Source organism: Bacillus salacetis (assembly GCF_049177075.1).
Lineage (GTDB): Bacteria > Bacillota > Bacilli > Bacillales > Bacillaceae_B > Rossellomorea > Rossellomorea salacetis_A.
This window is the reverse complement of the sequence record NZ_CP185377.1, coordinates 1,355,793-1,376,372: the sequence shown is the minus strand read 5'-3', so window position 1 is coordinate 1,376,372 and position 20,580 is coordinate 1,355,793. Positions and strand designations below refer to the sequence as shown.

Genomic DNA, 20,580 nt, shown 5'->3' with positions numbered 1-20,580 from the left:
CAGAAAGTTATTTTTTGCGCTGTTATACATTAAAGTATTTTCAAAATCGGGACTGACCCTGGCTTTTCTCTACAAAAAATGCCCGGTTCAGCGGATATCCGCTGAACCGGGCATTAAGTATTAAGCTTCGGCATTTACATCAATTTCTGCTTTTTCATAAAAAGAAAGTTTAGAAGCATTTACTTCCTCGGTCAATTGATTGTATGTCTGGTTGAATTCCATAGTGGACTTATAGTTCTCATTGATCTTTTCAATTTGCGCCTGCAGTTCTTCCATCGTCAGGTCTTCCTTTTTTAAAATTTCATAAAGTTCCCTGTCGCTCGCAAGTGATTTCAAATAAGAGTCAGCCATAGATGAGTGGGCATCAAATCTATCATTCATTAGATTTGCCAGTTCCTCAGCCTCTTTTTTCAGGCTTTCGTCCTCAATTTCTTCAATAGAAGACTCTGCAGCCTGGAATGCTTCTTCAGCATCTTCCATCGCAGCAACTTCTTCCTTTATAAGATCTTCACGTTCACTTATATTATCAAGCGCCTGATCCGCTATTTTTCTGATTTCATCAATTTCTTTCATACTTAAGCCGATCGCCTGGTCGAACAGCTTCTGTTCCTCTTCTTCAAGCTTCGTTAAAGGTTCTTGTGTTTCTTTTAACTTTTCTTCTTTTTGGACTGTATCTTCCAAAGTGTTGTATACCATTTCTTGAGGTGTGCTTCCTCCCATACATCCAGTCAGCAGGACCATCACACCTGCAGCAGCTAATACTCCACGAAGTTTATACACTTTAAAATCCCCCTTATTATAATGACATTTACTACTATATCGGCACTTTCTTTTTTTGACAATGGAAATATTAATACGAATGATTGCTTGAATGAAATAAGGTTTTTCAATTAATGGATAAAGATACCTTTATATACGCCTGTCCTCATTTAATTACTATGATAAATGTGTAAAAGTATGTCAAGGAATATCCCTTTTAAAAACAGTTAACTTTTCAAAATGGCTCTGTTAGACTAAAATCATAAAAACAACGGAATAGTGGGAGGAAATTGTATGATCACAATGAACGATATTATACGTGAGGGCCACCCTGCCTTAAGGAAGGTCGCAGCAGAAGTTGCGATGCCGCCCTCTTCAGAAGACAAGGAAATCCTGAACAGCCTGATAGAATATGTAAAAAACAGCCAGGATTCCGAAACAGCCCAAAAATACGGTTTGCGATCCGGCATCGGTCTGGCAGCACCGCAAATCAATGTCCTCAAAAGAATGATCGCTGTCCATGTGACAGACAATAAAGGCCAGCTCCACAGCTATGCATTGTTCAACCCGAAAATTGTCAGTCATTCTGTAGAAAAGGCCTATCTGACCAGCGGGGAAGGCTGTTTATCTGTGGACCGCCAAGTCCCCGGGTTTGTTCCCCGGTATGCAAGGGTCACTATAAAAGCGATGGACATTGACGGCAATCCCGTCAAAGTGCGGTTAAAAGGGATGCCGGCAATCGTCTTCCAGCATGAAATCGACCACCTGAACGGTATTATGTTTTATGATCATATTGACCAGGGAAATCCTCTTCAGCCAATACCTGACGCTACTCCTGTTGATAGATAGGAACAAAAGCAGAAGCGCCTTGATCAGACCCGAGGGGCTAGGCGCTGGAGCTGGATGCAGAAATCAAACTCATAATTTCCTAACAAGCAAAAAAGGAAACTCAATTAAGAGTTTCCTTTTTTTTCTTGCCTTTAAACCTCAAATTAACGAAAGTTCTTTAAGGCCGTGATAAATCCCATCTTCGTCAACAGGCTTTGTGATAAGGTCGGCATGCTCTTTGACTTCCCGCACGGCGTTGCCCATTGCAACACCCGTACCAACCGCATCTATCATCTCTATGTCGTTTAAACCGTCCCCGAAGGCGTATACTTCACTGATATCAAATCCGAGTTTTTCAATCATCTTTTTAATTCCTTCTGCTTTGGAACCGCCGCTTGGAAGAATATCCATAGAATATTGATGCCATCTTATGAAGTTGAATTTCGAGAATTCATCCCTGTAGATTGCTTCATCAGAATCCCGGCAAAAAAGCAGGGATTGATAGATTTCCTTATCACTGTAGAAGTCCGGCTGGAAATCAGGATGAGGGAATTTCAAGCTCGCCATGCTTTCTTCAATAAAAGGATGATGATGGGTGTTCGCCTTCATGGTTTTTTCATTCAAATGGACGACAGGATGGCTGCGCTCACCCGCCATTTCCAAGAGCGCGGTAAGCTCTTCCCTGTTCAAGGGATTTTTGTATATTACTTCATTCTCAAAAACGACATACTGGCCATTAAAGGAAACGAAGGATTCTATTCCAAGTTCCTCCCTAAGACCTTCATACATAAACGGGGCGCGTCCCGTTGCGATTGCTACATATGTATCATTTTCCTGAAGCTGCCTTATGGCCTTTTTCGTTGCATCAGGCAGTTTCTTGTCATGGTCAAGCAATGTTCCATCTATATCAAAGAATACGATTTTTGACATTTTACTGACTCCCTTCAATTAATTGCTTATACATTGATGTGTAAATGTCATCAAGGTTTGATATATCACTATTTCCCCCATTAACTTACTCCTCTCTATTTTAAAAGTCAATGGATTCCCGATAGGTAAGTCCCCCCGAGGACTGCATCACGATTACCATCATATTAATCATTATTCCGCTTTTTCCAATCTTAACCACGTAAAAACTGTCAAATATTCCATATACTAAAATCGAAAAAAGAGGCAGGCGGATTTCGGGTAAACTTTACTTTAAGACCAATTCTAGGTAAACTACTAATAAGGAGTGATCCATATGTTTAAGAAGCTCAGAAAGAAGCTCTTGAAACAATGGAAAGATGTACTCAGAAAAAAAACAATCGCTTAAATGTGCCGGCCCTCACGTTTAGGAGGGCTGTTCTTTGTTTATTGTTAGTATTGAAACCGGTGACCGGAAATGCAGCCGGATTTTCTTGATGATACTAGTAAGCATTTATACATACAGGGCTCTTGTTATGTTGAATGCATGAAAACTTTTAAAACTTTTTATATAATAGAAAAAGTTACATTTTGAAAACGGATAAGGAGAGAGAAAAATGATTTACAAAGTCTACTACCAGGAAAGCAAGCAGGAAGTTCCTGTGCGTGAATGCACAATGACCCTGTACCTAGAAGCAGATTCAGAACGTGAAGTCCGCCTGAAATTGAAAGATAAACCGTACAATATTGAGTTCGTCCAACTACTTGATGAATCCCATCTTGAATATGAGAAACAATCCGAAAATTTTCAGGTGGAGAGCTGATTAGATTATGAAATTCGTTAAAAATGATCAGACAGCGGTTTTCGCACTTGGCGGTTTGGGCGAAATCGGTAAAAATACTTATGGTGTACAATTTCAGGACGAAATCATCTTAATCGATGCCGGGATTAAGTTTCCGGAAGACGAGTTATTGGGAATCGACTATGTTATCCCCGATTACACATACTTGGTGAAAAATGCCGATAAAATCAAAGGACTTTTCATCACTCACGGACACGAAGACCATATAGGAGGAATCCCTTATCTTTTGAGGGAAATCAACATTCCTATATACGGCGGTAAACTTGCTATCGGGCTCTTGAAAAACAAATTGGAAGAGCACGGTCTATTACGATCCGCAAAGCTCAATATCATTCAGGAAGATGATGTGGTCAAATTCAGAAAAACAGCGGTAAGCTTTTTCAGGACGACACACAGTATCCCTGATTCTTACGGAATTGTCGTCAAGACACCTCCAGGGAATGTAGTTCATACAGGTGACTTCAAGTTTGATTTCACCCCTGTCGGCGAACCGGCGAACTTAACGAAAATGGCCGAAATCGGCAAAGAAGGCGTACTCTGCCTCCTTTCTGACAGTACAAACAGTGAAGTCCCGAACTTTACAATGTCTGAACGGAAAGTTGGCGAAAGCATCAATGATATCTTCCGTAAAGTCGAAGGAAGAGTCATTTTCGCTACATTCGCCTCCAACATCTACCGTTTGCAGCAAGTGATTGAAGCATCTGTTATGCACGGACGTAAGGTTGCTGTATTTGGCCGCAGTATGGAAAACAACATTGCCATCGGTCAGGATCTTGGTTATATCCAGGCTCCAAAGGATACCTTTATCGAATCCAATCAGATCAACCGTCTTCCTGCCAATGAAGTGACCATTTTATGTACAGGAAGCCAAGGTGAAGCAATGGCTGCACTCTCAAGAATTGCAAACGGCACCCACAGGCAAATCCAGATTCATCCTGGGGATACCGTAATCTTCTCTTCTTCACCGATTCCTGGAAATACAATCAGTGTAAACCGTACGATCAACATGCTTTATCGTGCAGGTGCTGATGTCATTCACGGTTCACTTAATGACATCCATACTTCCGGTCACGGAAGCCAGGAAGAACAGAAGCTGATGCTCAGGCTCATTAAGCCAAAATACTTCATGCCTATTCATGGTGAATTCAGAATGCAGAAAATGCACACACAGCTTGCTGTAGATTGCGGAGTGGATCCTGAAAATTGCTTTGTCATGGACAATGGCGAAGTGCTTGCCCTAGGTAATGATACTGCCCAGGTTGCAGGCAAGATCCCATCCGGGTCTGTATATATCGATGGAAGCGGAATTGGAGATATCGGAAACATCGTTCTTCGCGATAGAAGAATTCTTTCTGAAGAAGGATTGGTAATAGTGGTGGTCAGCATCAATATGAGTGACTTCAAGATCGCTTCCGGTCCTGACATTATTTCCAGAGGCTTTGTATATATGAGAGAGTCAGGGGATTTGATCAACGAAGCCCAAAATATTATCAACAAACATATAAGCAAAGTTCTTGAGCGCCGGACAAGCCAATGGTCCGAGATCAAAAATGAGATCACAGATACATTAGCTCCGTTCCTTTATGAAAAGACCAAGCGCCGTCCTATGATCTTACCGATCATTATGGAAGTATAATATAAGGTATAAAAAAGCAGGCTGAATTGATTCAGCCTGCTTTTCTATGGCATTACTTTCTTCTCAAATCGGGTTATGTCTGAATCGGCCCCGATGACGATGAGGATATCCCCGGTCCTTATTTGTTCATCTGCCTGTGGTGAAACCAGGATATCTTTTCCGCGTTTGATGGCAACGATATTGATACCGTACTTTGCACGGATATCAAGATCGATTAATGAGTTGCCATTTAAGCTTTCATTGGCCGCAATCTCGACTATTGAATGCTCGTCTGACAACTCCAAGTAATCAAGGACGTTATTGGAAACGATATTATGCGCAATCCTCCTGCCCATATCCCTCTCCGGATGGACAACATGATTGGCTCCTATTTTCCTTAATACTTTCTCATGATAATCATTTTGCGCCTTTACCGTAATATTGCTTACACCAATTTCTTTCAGCATAAGGGTAGTAAGGATACTTGACTGTATATCATCCCCGATTGCCACAATCACATGGTCAAAATTGCGGATTCCCAGGCTCTTCAATACTGATTCATCCGTGGTATCCGCAACTACTGCATGCGATGCAATGGAGGCAAACTCATTCACCTTATCCTCTTCTTTATCAATAGCCATAACTTCTAAATCCTGATCTGCCAGGGAGCGGACAATGCTTCCCCCAAAACGCCCCAATCCTATAACGACAAACTCTTTTTTCACTCTAACTCCCCCAACGTAAGAGAATACTTATGAACTAATTTTAGCACAAATTTGAGAATATTAGATTATTTGTTTCCTTTTACATAATCCGCATCGAAAAGAAAAAGTCTCATAAGCAGGATTAAGGACGGGATCAGCAGAAGCAGACCAGCTATAAAGACCACTACCAGCGCAGTGCCCATAACCGGGCTGGTAACACTGCTCTCAATTGTGATGAAAGGTTTTAAGATATAGGGCAGATGTGAAGCTCCGTATCCAAAAAAGGCAAAGAAGAATTGAAGCATCACCATAATGAATGCTGTGCCAAATTTTTTCCTTGTATAAATAAGAGCTGTCGCTATAAGGAAAAACATGAGTGACAAACCAAACATCCACCAGATATCCAATGCGTTCTGAAAGTGCTCCAGGTTATGCCTCCGCAATCCAATGAAGACAAGGAGGCTTGCCAGAATCGTCGGAGGGCTCCAAAACAAGGCGAATTTCCGGACAATTTCCCTTGCTTCCGTATCATTTGCCCTATCAGCGTAATAGGTCAGGAATGATGCAGAAATGAAGAGCACTGAAACGATTGCCAGGACAACCACACTCCATGAATAAAGACTGGTAAACAGCTCTTCCGCTAAGAATACAACTTTATCCCCTGTTACTTCTAAAAAGCCTCCCTCGGAAATCGTTAAAGCCGTAGACAAAGAGGCCGGAATCAACAAACCCGTTGCACCGTAAAGAAATAAGAAAAAAACGTTATCTTTTGAACCATAGTTGCCAAAGGCATAAAAAGCCCCCCTGATGGCCAGGAGAATCAAGGCCACACTTCCGGGTATAAGCAAAGCTGTTCCATAATAATAGGCTGTATCAGGGAAAAAGCCTACAAGACCCACGAAGAAAAAAACGAAAAATACATTGGTTACCTCCCAAACAGGAGATAAATATCTGCTGATCAAATCATTGACTGTATGCTTCTTGTTTGTGATTTTGGCATAGAAAGCAAAGAATCCTGCGCCAAAATCTATAGATGCAACAATCAGGTATCCATAAAGAAATACCCAAAGTACGGTGATCCCTAGTACCTCTAAACTCACCTGTCTCCCTCCTATTCAAGCCAAAGTCCCCAATGAACCGGCTCCATTTAATCGAAAAAAATCATTGGAGTTTTCCGCTAGTGAACCTTTGTTCATACTCAATTTCAGGCGGCTTGTTTTTAAACATTTTTATCAGGACCAGCACACAGAATATCGCAAGAATTATATACAATATCACAAAGAGCAGGAATGTCAGCCCGACTCCGTCCGCTTTGGTGGCAGCTTCCGCAACCTTCATATATCCCCGCAGGATCCACGGCTGCCTGCCCACCTCCGCGTAAATCCAGCCAAATTCTATGGCAAGCATCGATAGCGGGCCGCTGGCCACAATCCCCCATAACATAGGCTTATTCCATTCGTTTTTCTTCTTCCACTTCCAGAAGAGAACAAACAGTGATGTGATAAACAATGTGAACATCCCGATTGAAACCATCGAGTCAAATAAATAATGCACAAATAACGGAGGCAGCTCATCTTCCGGGAACTCTTCAAGCCCTATAACTTCCTTATCGAAAGAATTTCCAGCAAGGAAGCTCAGGAATCCGGGGATTCTGATTTCATTATGAATCTCATTATTTTCATCGAGGGTTCCGAAGACTATTAAATCAGCGTTGCTTTCTGTTTCAAAGTGCCACTCTGCAGCTGCCAATTTTTCTGGTTGATATTCAGCAAGGAACTTTGCTGAAACGTCCCCTGCAACTGCTGTACCCACCGCGAAAATCAAACCGCACACCATTGTCAGGCGGAGAGCTTTTCTGTGATACACACCGCCTCTGTTCTTCAAGATAGCGAATGCAGTGATGGCTGCGAGAACCAGCGCAGATGTTAGATAAGCGGATGTCAAAACATGGAACACCTTGGCTGGTGTAGCAGGATTGAACATCGCGGCTATTGGGTCGATATTAACCGCTTTTCCTCCCTCCAGATCAAAGCCTTGAGGAGTATTCATAAATGCATTGACCATAGTAATGAATAAAGCAGACGCAGAAGACCCAATCATGATTGGGATTGTCAGTAACCAATGGACCATCCTGTTCTTAAACCGGTCCCAAGTGTATAGATATATCCCAAGAAAGATCGCTTCAAAAAAGAAGGCGAATGTTTCCATGAATAAAGGCAGTGCAATCACTTGTCCGGCCACCTGCATGAATGCCGGCCAGAGCAGTGATAATTGAAGGCCGATGGCTGTACCCGTGACAACACCCACCGCAACAGTAATGGTAAACCCCCTTGCCCATCTTCTGGCCAATAATATGTAGTGTCCGTCATTTCTCTTTATACCTATGAACTCGGCAATCGAAATCATGACAGGAATTCCAACCCCAATGGTTGCAAAGATTATATGAAATGCCAATGTCACGGATGTAAGCATCCTGCTCAGCATGACACTATCCAGCTCCATACTTATCCCCCCTATTAATCAACTATACTTATAAGTATCACTATTTCACCATTATAAAACCTGCGAATGAGTTTGTGAAGTATTGAGCATTTAAAACGGACAAGATTCAGTTTTTGATAATTAGGGGGATAAAATCAGGTGGATGGGAATTGGAGCTTTAGTGGGGGGACTGAAAGGGCTTTAAGTGGATGCTGGGAAGGAATCACTTAAAGGACATCTTTTTCACTTCTACGCCTTTTGATGCTAAAATAAATCCTCTTTAGGGACATTATTTTCGATGCGCTCTTCTTTTGATGACGGCATAGACCCTCTTTGAGGGCTTCATTTTTGAACCTCTCCTCTTTTGATGACAGCATAGACCCTCTTTGACGGCATCATTTTCCACTCACTCCTCTTTTGATGACTTCATAGGCCCTCTTTGGGAACATCATTTTCGACCATCTCTTCTTTTGATGACGGCATAGATCCTCTTTAGGGGCATCATTTTCCACTCACTCCTCTTTTGATGACTGCATAGGCCCTCTTTAGGGGCATCATTTTCCACTCACTCCTCTTTTGATGACTTCATAGAGCCTCTATGGGGACATCATTTTCGACCATCTCTTCTTTTGATGACGGCATAGACCCTCTTTGGAAACATCATTTTCGACCACCTCTTCTTTTGATGACGGCATAGACCCTCTTTGAGGGCTTCATTTTTGAACCTCTCCTCTTTTGATGACGGCATAGACCCTCTTTGACGGCATCATTTTCCACCCGCTCCTCTTTTGATGATGGCATAGACCCTCTTTGACGGCATCATTTTCCACTCACTCCTCTTTTGATGACTCCATAGACCCTCTTTGGAGACATCATTTTCGAACCGCTCCTCTGACGGATCGGCTTAGGACCCGAGGGGCCAGGCGCTGAAGCTGGATATAGATATCAATCTTTGTCATCCACATCCTCAAACCTTTATAATTTCCTAAACAACCAAAAAACCGCCCCACAAAAAGGGCGGCCTTCATCTTATATTACTTCAAGCATTTTAAATTGAGCTTTCACGAGGTGGTAATATTCTCCCTGCTGATCCATCAACTCATCATGGTTGCCTTGCTCGATGATATTTCCGTGATCCAGTACGAAGATGTTATCCGCTTCACGAATGGTAGAAAGCCTGTGGGCGATCATGATGGCGGTCCTGCCTTTCAGGAGTGTCCTCAAAGCTTCCTGGATCTTCACTTCTGTTTCGGTATCGATCGAAGCTGTCGCCTCATCGAGAATGATGATTCTTGGATCTGCCAGCAGAGCCCTTGTAAAGGAGATAAGCTGACGTTCTCCCACAGACAGGATATTCCCCCGTTCCTCAACTTCCGTATCGTAGCCTTTTGGAAGTCTTAGGATGAATTCATGAGCACCAACTGCCTTGGCTGCTTCCACAACATCCTCGTGGGATGCATCCGGACGTCCAAAAAGAATATTTTGCTTGATTGTTCCCGAGAAAATAAAAGTATCCTGAAGAACAATGCTGATCTGCTTTCTAAGACTTGATAAAGATACCTCTCTCAGGTCGTGGCCGTCAATCAGGACCTTACCGCCGGTGGGATCATAGAAACGGCTCACAAGGTTGGCTATGGTTGTTTTACCTGACCCTGTATGACCAACCAGCGCAGCAGTTTCTCCAGCCTTCATTTCAAGAGAAATATTATTCAAGGCTTTTCGTTTGCTGTCATATGCAAAGTCAACATTTTTGAATTCAATATGACCTTTGATTTCCTTAAGCTCTTTTGCATTTGATTTCTCATCAACATTCGGCTGTTCATCAAGGAATTCAAAAATTCTCTCAGATGAAGCCATTCCGACTAACAGCTGGTTATAGACCATTCCCAAGCGGGAGATCGGCTCCCAGAACATTCCTAGGTAAAGTGCGAATGATGTGAACTCACCCAGAGTCAATCCGTCCCCTTGGATCAGCGTTGCACCAAACCAGATCAGTACTGCTGTCCCGACAGCATTGGTCAATTCAACAAGCGGCCTGAACATCGCACTCTTTCTTGTTGCATTTCTCCAGCTGTCAAAGCTTTCCGTATTTATCCCATCAAAGAATGCCATGTTTTCTTTTTCCTGGGTATAAGATTGGGTTACCCTGATTCCCTGAATACTTTCATTTAGGTGGGAATTCAGCTTAGACTGTTTCAGCCGCACCATTTGCCATGACCTTCTTATTTTCTTTCGGAGACTCGTGGAAATAAAGAACATCAACGGCAGGATGACCAGTACCGCAAGAGTCAGTTCAGGGCTTAAAGTAAACAGGATTACAAGGATACCGACAAGAAGAAGCATATCCATCAGCAGGTTGATGACCCCGTTTGTAAAAAGCTCCTGTAAGGAATTAATATCATTCATGATCCTGACAAGAATCGAACCTGCAGAACGCTGATCAAAAAACCTGTGAGACAGCCATTGAACATGGGTGAATAAGTGCTTTCTCAAGTCATAGATGACTCCCTGTCCCAGCATGTTCATCCATCGGATCCTCAGTATATTGGCAATGTAGCTTAATATATACAATCCTGCAATGCTTCCTATCAGGATTGTCAGCATCCCCGTGTCCTTGTCGATAATCGCTCTATCAAGGGTATAGACCCCGATCAAGATTGGAATCACCATTCTGACACCTGTAGTAATAAGGACCATAATCACCGAAAGTGGAAGCAGATTTTTTGAATATGGCTTTAAATAGCCAAGCAGTCTCCACAGTTGTTCCCAGTTAAATGGTTTATCAATTACCTGGTCTGTTGAATAGTGAAACCGATTAAGTATTTTCTCATTGGTTTTTTCCTTGCTTTTCATTGTCTCACCTACCCTTGCTGTGATTGCAGTATTTTTTTCTGATCCTTATATTGGATGTCGTATATTCTCTGGTATAGTCCATTATTTTTCATCAGGAAGTCGTGGACACCCCGTTCAACGATCTTCCCGTTTTCAAGAACAAGGATTTCATCCGCGTGTTTCAATGCTGAGATACGATGGGCAATAATAAAGGTAGTGCGGTCTGCCATCACTTCCTTAAATGCTTTCTGTATCTTGAACTCTGTTTCCATATCAACAGCGCTGGTGGCATCATCGAGTATCAGGATGCTCGGATCAGTACAGATTGCCCTTGCAATCGCGATACGCTGCTTCTGTCCACCGGATAAACCCAGTCCTCTTTCACCAAGTCTTGTGTCATATCCATCTTCCAATTCCTCAATGAAATCATGAGCCTGTGCTCTTTTGGCAGCATCAATGATTTCATCCATAGTGGCATCAGGTCTTCCGTATGAAATATTGGTTTTGATGGTGGAGGAAAACAAGAATGATTCCTGAAGTACAAAACCGATATTCCTCCTTAAGGATTTCAATGAGTAGTCCTCTACCGGTTTGCCATCAATCAGCACTTCCCCGGAAGTCGGTTCGTAAAAGCGGGTAATCAGATTAGTGATACTTGTTTTACCTGAACCTGTTGCCCCTATGAGGCCTATGACTTTTCCTGGTTCAGCTTTAAAAGAAATGCCGTCCAAAGCTTCATCATCATCTTCAGTATACTTCAACTCGACATCTTTGAATTCGACTTCGCCTCTTAGTCTGTTAACTTCCAATGCACCTTCTTTATCGGATACATCTTCGTTAGCTTCGAGAATTTCCAATAAACGCTCACCTGATGCTTTTGATTGAGAAAACTGGTTAATGACAAATCCGAGGTTCATGATTGGCCAGATGATGTACCACAAGAGACTGTAGAAAGCTACAAGCTCACCAGGATTCAAGCTGCCATTTATAACAAGGTATCCACCATAGGAAAGCAGGAGCACCACGCTTACGTTACCGAGGAACTCCATAAGCGGGAAATATTTCGCCCACACATCAGAAGTCAGCAGGTACTTGTCTTTGTAATCACTGTTAGAATCATTGAACTTATTGATCTGGAAATCTTCTCTGGATAAGGACTTCACTGTGTTGATTCCACTGATATTTTCCTGGACATTCGTATTCAATTTCCCGAAGGACTTCCTTATTCCGCGGAATGCCGGATGTACAGCCTTGTCAAACTTATACACCGCAACTGCAAGGAACGGAAGTGTCGACAACGTAACAAACGTCAAAGATGGAGAATAATAGAACATGACTCCAAAGCTGATGGTAACCAGGAGTACAAACCTTATTAATTCGGATATCCCAAAAGATAGGAAAAAACGGAACGCTTCAACATCCGCTGTCAACCTCGACATAAGATCCCCGGTTTTTGCGTTGTCATAATAACGGAATGGAAGGTATTGCAGCTTTTCATACAGTTCATTTCTTAACCTGTAGACACTGGTGATACCAAACATATCTCCGTTATATTGGTGTATGAATGTAGCGACACCTTTTACAACCATAATTAAAATGAAGCCAATTGCCAGGTAAGGTACCCAGCTGAATTCTTTCTGCAAAATAACATTATCAATCGTCAGCTGCAAAATTATCGGATAAACCACAGTAATTCCTGTTACTACAATTAAAAACAGAATTGAAGTAAAGAAGAATTTTTTGTAAGGCCAATAAAATTGTTTTAATTTTTTAAATGTCTCCATTTTTCATCCCCCTCTCTTTGATGCAAAAAATTCACGTACTATTAAATATATCGGGTTTCGAAATATATTTCCACCTTTTTATTTGAATTTTTTACTTTTTTAAGAATCCTTCCGCAATTTCGATAACATGTTTTTAGTCTACTCCGAGACCATTTAAAAAGATCGGCCATTTGACCGATCTTCTCTCATCTATATGTCCCCCTCTCGTCAAAAATAATTGGGTTGGTATAAAACATTCAGTTCTTTGACAACACTAATGTAATTATGTTTATACTTATAAGGTCTTTTAGCTCTTGTACATATAATAAAGAATAGGAAGGATGACATAAGTGGATTTTATCTTAGGTTTCAATGGTGTTTCAGAAAGAATCTATGATTTCGACTGGACTGGCCTGCTGATAACGATCGGTATTTCGGCACTGCAGATTATCGCTATTTACATTGCATTTTTAATAGTAAAAGGATTCGGAAACAAAATCCTTGAACGTGCTTTCAGTAAATATAGTGAGAGGAACAACATTTCAACAGCAAGATCACAGACATTGGAGAGTCTCGCAAAAAACATTTTCTCCTACGTCCTGATTTTTATTTTCTTTGTCACCATCCTTCAGATTTTCGGGATTGAGGTTACAGCCATCCTTGCAGGAGCCGGGATTATCGGGCTTGCTGTAGGTTTTGGTGCACAAGGACTTGTAAGTGATGTTGTGACAGGTTTCTTCATATTATTGGAAAAACAAATTGATGTCGGTGATTATGTGACGACCGGCAGTTTCTCCGGGATTGTGGAGGCTGTGGGTTTAAGGACTACACAGATCCGCAGTTTTGATGGCACGCTGAACTTTGTACCCAACAGGGAAATCACAAGCTTGAGCAACCACTCCAGAGGCAACATGAGGGCACTTGTCGATATTGGAATCTCTTATGATGATGATATTGATAAAGCTATTATGGTTCTGCAGGAGGTTTGTGACAGAGTCGCTGCGGAAGACGAAAATATTGTCGATGGGCCAAATGTAATCGGTGTACAGGCACTTGGTGCTTCAGATGTTGTCATCCGTGTCATCGGAAAAACCAAGAATATGGAACAATGGGGAGTGGAGCGCAAACTGCGAAAAGCGCTTAAAGAAGCACTTGATCAGAACGGCATTGAAATTCCTTACCCTCATCAGGTTTATATCGAAAAGAAAGAACAATAGTAAAAAAAAGCAGTGCCCAGGAAAAATTCCGGGCGCTGCTTTTGATTTATAATGTTTCAATATACTCTGATACTGTAGAAATCGCAAACTCGATGGCATCCTCGTCAGGATTGAGTTCAGCGTGATGCAATCCCTGTTTTGAATCAACTCCGAGCCAGAACATGAATCCAGGAATTTCTTCCAGCATGTAACCGAAATCCTCTCCCGTCATCGCTTCATTGCAAATCACCAGGTTCACATCTTGTTTATTTTCAAGAAATTCAACGAAATTGTTTGTCGCTTTTTCATCGTTATAAACCTGACGGTACATGCTGCCATAATCAATAACAGCCTCACAGTCGAAGCCGATTTCAATTCCTTTGACAAGGGCTTCGATCCTGCGCTTGACACTTTCCATCGATTCTACTGATAATGTTCTGATTGTGCCTTCAAGCCTTGCCGTTTCAGAAATGATATTCTGGACTGTTCCGCCAGTAATTTTGCCGACAGTCACCACGGCGCTGTCCAGGGGATTAACATTCCTGGACACAACCGTTTGCAGTTGTGTCACAAGCATGGAGGCAGCTACGACCATATCCTTTGTGTTATGTGGGTAAGCTGCATGTCCACCCTTCCCTTTTAAATCTATGAATAATTCTGAAGTATTGGCAAACAGCAGCCCTTCCTTGATAGCGATTGTTCCTACTTGGTATTCGGGAGCAACATGCAGTCCGATGATCAAGTCAGGTTTCCACTTTTTCATAGTTTCACTTTCGAGCATCGGTTGAGCACCGCCGGGACCTTCTTCAGCAGGTTGAAAAATAAATAAAAGATTATCTTCTATTGGATTCTTGACGAAATGGGTTAGTATGCCTAATGCGATGCTCATATGAAAATCATGTCCGCAAGCATGCATCCTGCCCTCATGTTCCGAGCGGAACGGCAGTCCCGTATGTTCTTCGATTGGCAATCCATCTATATCTGTCCGGTAGCCAATCGTTCTTTTTGGCTGGGTGCCTTTTATCTTCACAAACAAACCTGTTCTCCATTTTTCTACTTCCACTCTTTCCTTTGGAAGAGAATTAATATATGTGAGAAGATAATCTTGAGTCTTATATTCCTGAAAGCCCAATTCAGGAATTTTATGCAAATCTCTTCTGATTTCTACAAATGGATTCATTACTGGCATGTTAAAACTCCTTTCTAACGTTAAGTAAGCAATATATAAAAGGACTGATGCCGAATCGGCCTTCAGTCCTTCTTAATTGAATCGGGGATTCTTACAGTTGTCGTAACTCCTGCTTGATTTCAGTTTTAGACTTTGTTTTTTCATCTATTTCTTTAATGACTTTCGCTGGGGTACCGGCAACAACTGTGTATGGAGGAACATCTTCAACTACGATTGCCCCTGCAGCAACAACAGCACCTTTTCCTACTGTCACCCCTTCAAGGATAACAGCATTGGCACCTACAACTACATCATCCTCAACCACTACAGGTTTTGCAGAAGGCGGTTCGATTACTCCCGCAAGGACTGCACCTGCACCAATATGGCAGTTCTTTCCGACAGTTGCCCTTCCTCCAAGTACAACATTCATATCGATCATAGTACCTTCGCCGATAACAGAACCAATATTGATTGAAGCCCCCATCATGATAACAGCATTATCGCCGATTTCAACCTGGTCACGGATGATTGCGCCTGGCTCAATACGGGCTTTGATGCCTTTCATGTCAAGCAACGGGATAGCGGAGTTACGGCGGTCATTTTCCACCACATAATCCTCAATATTGTCCTTATTGCTTTCAAGTGCTTGTGAGATTTCAGCCCACTCACCGAATACAACACCTGACCCGCCATTGATAAAGCTTTTCGCATTCTCGCCAAAATTGATATCTGAAAGGTTTCCTTTGACATAAACCTTTACCGGTGTAGATTTCGTACTATTTTGAATAAATGAGATAATCTCATTTGCATCCATCTGTTTCATTCGTAAAACCCCCCTAAAAAATATGTATATATTCAGAAATCTAGTTTAAACTTTAACAAATTAAAGGATAAAAGACAAGAATTCGCTATAAAATTGAGTTACTATTTTCTTCTAAAAATTCTTCCACAATCTCCACAAATGCTTTTACCTGTTTCAATTGAAAAGCGGAATCATACCCCAGCAGCCAAGTATCCCTGTGAATGGATCCTTTCTTTTCATCCATTAATGGAATCTTGTAGAGATTTTCCTCTGCTCCATTCAAGGTTATTGCAGGGAGTATTGCATAACCGATCCCATTAAAAGTCATCTGTTTGCATGTCTCAATCTGGTCCACGACTATGGTCCTTTTTGGTACAGACTGGAATTGCCGGTGCCACCAGTCCTGGATTTCCTGATAATAGTTGGAATCACTTTTAAATTGGATGAAAGGGCGGTCGGTTTCCAGTACTTCTTCGACTTTCTGAATTTCCCTGTCAACCAGATACAGTCTATCCGTAAAAAGATGGTACTTCGGCCCTTTCCAGTCAGCGGTCCCTCTGATGATCCCTATATGGACTTCATCTTCATAAAGGGCTTCCAGAATTTCGCTGCTCCATCCGGTGATCAATGAGATTTTCGCATGAGGATACGTATCCACAAACTTTTTTAACACTTGAGGAAGCCAATTTTGGCCGACAATGGATGCACAGGCGATTTTCAATGTCCCATGGACCTGGGATTGCAGGGCCTGGATTTCTTCCTTCACCTTCTCTTCTTTCTGAAGCATTTCCTGGGAAAGCTTCACAACAAGTTCGCCTGCCGGTGTAAGGGACAACCCTTTTTGGGAACGGATAAACAGCTTCGTTCCCCACTCCTTTTCGATGTTTTGCAGCCTTTGGGATAAGGCAGGCTGGGAAACGAATAGTCTTTCTGCCGCCTTCCTCATATTCATTTCTTGTGCAAGGACAGACATTAATTGATACTCCGAGAAAGCCATGGCAGCCATCACACCCTTTTTGATAAGTTTTTCTTATATTATATATTAAATTTTATGTAATTTCATTATGACCTTTAGAAGAATACACTAAATGTAAAGAGGTGGTAAATCTCACCTCCATTTTACAACGATATTCAGTGAGGTGATTTACATGTTTTTTATCCTTATGGTAACTGGTTTCTTTACTGCCTTAATAGGTACAATTGCCGGAAGTGGAGGATTGATTGGGATGCCGGTTATGCTGCTTTCGGGCCTGCCGGTTCATTCAGCCATCGCCACCAGTAAATTTTCCAATACACTCAGCTCTTTTTCCAGTTTTGCTTACTTGCTGAAGAAAAAAGAAATTAAGTGGAAAGAAGCCTTTTCCATCCTTCCCTTTGCCTTCGGGGGCGGAATGGCAGGCGGCCTGACAGCCGGCTTGCTTTCTCAGACAGTCATGGAGATCATTGCTGTCATATTATTGATTGCAGCTTTTTTCATTAGTTTCCTAAACAAACCTTCGGAATCCAACGGGAGTAACCCTGAGAACCTGAAAGGAACTGGCCCGTTTTTGGCAGCCATTGGTTTCTACGATGGCATGTTCGGACCGGGACAAGCGACAATGTTGATGCATACCTTCCTATATAAGGGGGTCTCTTATATTAGGTCGATTGCCTTTACCAGGTTTCAAACCTTTGTTTCTTGTTCAGCCGCTTTTATCGCTTATCTATTCAATGGGCATTTCATTTGGGAGGCAGGACTTGCATTTTGCCTGGGCAGCATCATCGGGGCGCAGACAGCTGTAAGGTTCGCAGACAAAGTTCCCTTGAAAACAGCCAAATTGATTTTAAACACTATGACACTTATCCTCATTATACAGATAATGCATTCATTGGTTTCCTAGAAGGAAAAAATCTCCCTTGTTTGAAGGGAGATTTTTAAGTTTTCCTAGGAAGGAACAGAATAAGGGCTAAACTCAACAGCGCGAAGAACATTACCCCTGCATAAACCCAATGAAGTGAAAAGGTAAGCCCTGATTGGAGCGTCTCTCTCAGCGGGGCACTGAGGGCTGTTCTTTTTTCTTCATCCAGCAGCATATTGACTACATCAATATCCGCCTTGGTATTGTCCTTATCCTCCAGGTATTGTTTGATTGAACTGTTAAGGATACCGCCGAGCAATGCGGCACCGAGAGTGCTTCCCAGATTTCTCATGAACATATTGGCGGCTGTGGCAATCCCCCTCTGCCTCCATTCAACAGTACTCTGAATCGACACGATAAATGAAGTTGAGGTCAATCCCATCCCAGCACCAACAAAAAAAGAACCTACAGCTGCCCAAACCGGACCCGAATCAGCTCCCATAGTGACAAAAAAGATGCTGCCAAGGATCAATGAGATCCCACCTAAAAGAGAGGTCTTGTAATAGCCTATCTTCAATAACAGCCTGCCGGCAATTGTGGCTGCTATCGGCCAGCCAATCGACATGGTTGTCAATGTAAAGCCTGCCACTGTAGGACTCCGCTCCATTACGCCTTGAACAAATGCCGGAAGAAAGCTTGAAATACCAATCAACATCACACCCGTGGTCAGCGAAACAATATTCGCGATGAAAATAGAGCGTTCCTTCCAGATTCCAAAAGGCATCATTGGTTCAGCTGCCCTTCTTTCCTGAAAAACAAATAATATAAAGAAAATGATGGCTGCCGCAAGCAATCCAAGGGCCAATGGAGAATTCCAAGGGATATGGACACCACCCTCAACTAAAATAAACATTAATGTTGAAATGGCGACTGTCAACAAAACCGCACCTGGATAATCAATCTTGTGCTTTTCTTTTTTGACATCTTCATGCAGGAACATCCAAAGTGCTGTAATGGACAATACTCCCAGAGGGACATTGATCCAAAAAACGTAATGCCAGCTGACATATTCAACAAGCAGCCCGCCGATTGCAGGTCCGCTTATCGCCGAGATTCCCCAGACTGAAGAAAGGTAACCTTGTATCTTTGCCCTTTCCTCCTTTGTGTAAATATCCCCGACTATTGTAGTGGCAATCGGCAGGACAGCTCCAGCACCAAACCCTTGGATAAGTCTGAAGATAATCAATTGTTCCATCGACTGTGAGAAGCCGCAGAGGATGGAACCTGCCATGAACAAGATAATCCCAAAAGTGATAATCGGTTTCCGGCCGAATAAATCGGAAAGTTTTCCATAAATTAAGACGGTAACTGCATTCATTAATAAATATGCAGAGAACACCCAGCTGTATAATGAAAATCCACCCAGATCCCCTACAATGGCGGGCATGGCTGTCGAAACAATTGTAGCTTCAATTGCCCCCATGAACATGGCCAGCATAACTGCAGCCAATACAAATGGTCTCTTAGTTCTTTTTGAAGCCTGTCCAGCAAGACTTCCCTCAACATCCGGCATTTTCAATCCCCTCTCCTGACTATTTTCTTAGGTTAAGTAATAAGAGCCCCCAAAAGGGAGCTCAGGATCATGCGTCTTTATGTAAGTTGCGGTTGAGCTGCTTAAGAATAACTCTTCTTGTCATAATTCCTTCAAAGAAGCCTTCACCATCCACTACACACAAAAAAGGACGATCAATCAATAGCTCCAATGCTTTCTTAAACTGTGTTTGAAGAGAAATGGTTGGAAATCCGACGTCCATGACTTCCTCTACCTTTTTCGTGTCCAATTTATCGAACTCAATATGCTCCAGACCCAGGATTGAATCAGTGATCATGCTTGAGCTGATTAATCCCTGCAGGCGAAATTGAGGGTCGAGCACGGGAATGGACGAATACCCGCTTTTTGTCAAAACAAGCAAAGCATGTTCCAGTGTATTTGTCTTTTGTACATGTGCTACCTTTTCTGACGGGATGATAAAGTCGGCAATATTCGCTTCTAAGAAATCCTTGCTGTATAAAGAAAACATAGTAAATCCCTCACTCTCGAAAATAAAAGCCGACTTTTATTGTACCATACTTTTGCTGTGATGGTGGGATTAAAGAAACCGCTTACCTTTTTTGTAGAGATGTTTTTTTGATTCCAGCTGCAATAACAAAAAGTTCAGCCGCCTTTTAATAAAAAAAAAGAAAGCAACTACATCCCTGTAATCACTTTCTCTTTTACATACTGCACTTGTCCATCCAGAGTTTCTACTGTGAATTTTCTTTTTCTTCTTGAAGCAGTTCAAAGATTTCAATAGCTGTAATATCGATATCATCGAACGGATATTTGTTGGCTTTCTTATCATCAGTGTAAACTTCTAATTCAAATGTATCTGTATTAGAAAAATACTTTACCTGACATAATTTTTTACCATTCACTTCAAAAAATCGTTGTTGAGTTTCACCTGTATCTGTACCATCCTGCAATGATTTCAAACGCTGAATGATTCCCAGAAGCTGAGACATTGACCGTCTCTCCTTTCATCACTTCATTCTTTCTTAGCTTTTGCATTATCACTTTTTCTATCCTTTCAGATGATGGAATAAAGCACCCATCAGGAAAGAATCTTAACTGAAAACACATACAACTCTATCACACCTTTAAACATAACACCACCACTTTCCCTTCTCAAGTAAAAAACAGAATTTTTTGATTTTTACTCCAAATTCATTATAATTGTATTGTTATTTCTTTTAACTTTATTAATTAGAATGGATTACATCAGTGC

General features: G+C 41.9%; 18 protein-coding genes. 5 read left to right on the top strand and 13 right to left on the bottom strand.

Features of this window, described 5'->3' with window-relative positions:
• Positions 1-120 precede the first annotated feature (120 nt).
• Positions 121-780, bottom strand: a complete 660-nt coding sequence (locus tag ACOJQI_RS06970) for a YkyA family protein (protein ID WP_421384356.1) — start codon at positions 778-780, stop codon at positions 121-123.
• A gap of 273 nt (positions 781-1,053) precedes the next feature.
• Here ACOJQI_RS06970 and def point away from each other — a divergent pair, with 273 nt between their 5' ends.
• On the top strand, positions 1,054-1,608 hold the full coding sequence (gene def / locus ACOJQI_RS06965; protein ID WP_421384355.1) for a peptide deformylase: 555 nt from the start codon (positions 1,054-1,056) through the stop codon (positions 1,606-1,608).
• Positions 1,609-1,746: 138 nt separating this feature from the next.
• Here the strand turns inward: def and ACOJQI_RS06960 are convergent, their stop codons facing one another.
• Complete coding sequence (locus ACOJQI_RS06960) at positions 1,747-2,517, bottom strand: Cof-type HAD-IIB family hydrolase (RefSeq protein ID WP_421384353.1); 771 nt, start codon at positions 2,515-2,517, stop codon at positions 1,747-1,749.
• Between the two features lie 593 nt (positions 2,518-3,110).
• On the opposite strand from ACOJQI_RS06960, the gene ACOJQI_RS06955 reads away from it, so the two are divergent.
• Together ACOJQI_RS06955 and rnjA are read left to right on the top strand one after the other, a co-directional pair.
• Complete coding sequence (locus ACOJQI_RS06955) at positions 3,111-3,317, top strand: DNA-dependent RNA polymerase subunit epsilon (protein ID WP_421384352.1); 207 nt, start codon at positions 3,111-3,113, stop codon at positions 3,315-3,317.
• Positions 3,318-3,324: 7 nt separating this feature from the next.
• On the top strand, positions 3,325-4,992 hold the full coding sequence (gene rnjA / locus ACOJQI_RS06950) for a ribonuclease J1 (protein WP_421384350.1): 1,668 nt from the start codon (positions 3,325-3,327) through the stop codon (positions 4,990-4,992).
• A 44-nt stretch (positions 4,993-5,036) separates the two neighbouring features.
• Here the strand turns inward: rnjA and ACOJQI_RS06945 are convergent, their stop codons facing one another.
• The 5 genes from ACOJQI_RS06945 to ACOJQI_RS06925 all read right to left on the bottom strand — a co-directional run bounded on the left by ACOJQI_RS06945 (position 5,037) and on the right by ACOJQI_RS06925 (position 12,772).
• The gene (locus ACOJQI_RS06945; protein ID WP_421384349.1) at positions 5,037-5,696 is read right to left on the bottom strand and encodes a potassium channel family protein; all 660 of its coding nucleotides are present in this window, start codon (positions 5,694-5,696) and stop codon (positions 5,037-5,039) included.
• 65 nt (positions 5,697-5,761) lie between these two features.
• A complete protein-coding gene (locus tag ACOJQI_RS06940; RefSeq protein WP_421384347.1) occupies positions 5,762-6,775 on the bottom strand; it encodes a cytochrome d ubiquinol oxidase subunit II in 1,014 nt (337 codons plus the stop codon).
• Positions 6,776-6,836: 61 nt separating this feature from the next.
• Positions 6,837-8,177, bottom strand: a complete 1,341-nt coding sequence (locus ACOJQI_RS06935) for a cytochrome ubiquinol oxidase subunit I (protein WP_421384346.1) — start codon at positions 8,175-8,177, stop codon at positions 6,837-6,839.
• Positions 8,178-9,185: 1,008 nt separating this feature from the next.
• On the bottom strand, positions 9,186-11,009 hold the full coding sequence (locus tag ACOJQI_RS06930) for an ABC transporter ATP-binding protein (RefSeq protein WP_421384344.1): 1,824 nt from the start codon (positions 11,007-11,009) through the stop codon (positions 9,186-9,188).
• Between the two features lie 8 nt (positions 11,010-11,017).
• Positions 11,018-12,772 carry an ABC transporter ATP-binding protein gene (locus ACOJQI_RS06925; protein ID WP_421384343.1) on the bottom strand — a complete coding sequence of 585 codons (1,755 nt, stop codon included), beginning with the start codon at positions 12,770-12,772 and terminating at the stop codon, positions 11,018-11,020.
• 368 nt (positions 12,773-13,140) lie between these two features.
• On the opposite strand from ACOJQI_RS06925, the gene ACOJQI_RS06920 reads away from it, so the two are divergent.
• Positions 13,141-13,968, top strand: coding sequence for a mechanosensitive ion channel family protein (locus ACOJQI_RS06920; RefSeq protein ID WP_421385413.1), 828 nt, complete (start codon positions 13,141-13,143; stop codon positions 13,966-13,968).
• A 46-nt stretch (positions 13,969-14,014) separates the two neighbouring features.
• Here ACOJQI_RS06920 and ACOJQI_RS06915 read toward each other — a convergent pair whose 3' ends face one another.
• From ACOJQI_RS06915 to ACOJQI_RS06905, 3 genes are all read right to left on the bottom strand, one after another.
• Positions 14,015-15,136, bottom strand: a complete 1,122-nt coding sequence (locus ACOJQI_RS06915; RefSeq protein ID WP_421384341.1) for an N-acetyldiaminopimelate deacetylase — start codon at positions 15,134-15,136, stop codon at positions 14,015-14,017.
• Positions 15,137-15,227: 91 nt separating this feature from the next.
• On the bottom strand, positions 15,228-15,938 hold the full coding sequence (gene dapD, locus ACOJQI_RS06910) for a 2,3,4,5-tetrahydropyridine-2,6-dicarboxylate N-acetyltransferase (RefSeq protein WP_421384340.1): 711 nt from the start codon (positions 15,936-15,938) through the stop codon (positions 15,228-15,230).
• 85 nt (positions 15,939-16,023) lie between these two features.
• Positions 16,024-16,914, bottom strand: coding sequence for a LysR family transcriptional regulator (locus ACOJQI_RS06905; protein ID WP_421385412.1), 891 nt, complete (start codon positions 16,912-16,914; stop codon positions 16,024-16,026).
• 151 nt (positions 16,915-17,065) lie between these two features.
• Here ACOJQI_RS06905 and ACOJQI_RS06900 point away from each other — a divergent pair, with 151 nt between their 5' ends.
• Positions 17,066-17,797 (top strand): sulfite exporter TauE/SafE family protein, encoded by a 732-nt coding sequence (locus ACOJQI_RS06900; RefSeq protein ID WP_421384338.1) that lies wholly within the window; start codon positions 17,066-17,068, stop codon positions 17,795-17,797.
• A gap of 34 nt (positions 17,798-17,831) precedes the next feature.
• On the opposite strand, the gene ACOJQI_RS06895 is transcribed toward ACOJQI_RS06900, so the two are convergent.
• The 3 genes from ACOJQI_RS06895 to ACOJQI_RS06885 all read right to left on the bottom strand — a co-directional run bounded on the left by ACOJQI_RS06895 (position 17,832) and on the right by ACOJQI_RS06885 (position 20,317).
• On the bottom strand, positions 17,832-19,328 hold the full coding sequence (locus ACOJQI_RS06895; protein ID WP_421384337.1) for an MDR family MFS transporter: 1,497 nt from the start codon (positions 19,326-19,328) through the stop codon (positions 17,832-17,834).
• A gap of 67 nt (positions 19,329-19,395) precedes the next feature.
• The gene (gene cbpB / locus ACOJQI_RS06890; protein ID WP_421384335.1) at positions 19,396-19,836 is read right to left on the bottom strand and encodes a cyclic-di-AMP-binding protein CbpB; all 441 of its coding nucleotides are present in this window, start codon (positions 19,834-19,836) and stop codon (positions 19,396-19,398) included.
• A 223-nt stretch (positions 19,837-20,059) separates the two neighbouring features.
• Entirely contained in the window at positions 20,060-20,317 is a 258-nt protein-coding gene (locus ACOJQI_RS06885) for a YkuJ family protein (RefSeq protein ID WP_006836370.1), read from the bottom strand.
• Positions 20,318-20,580 lie beyond the last annotated feature (263 nt).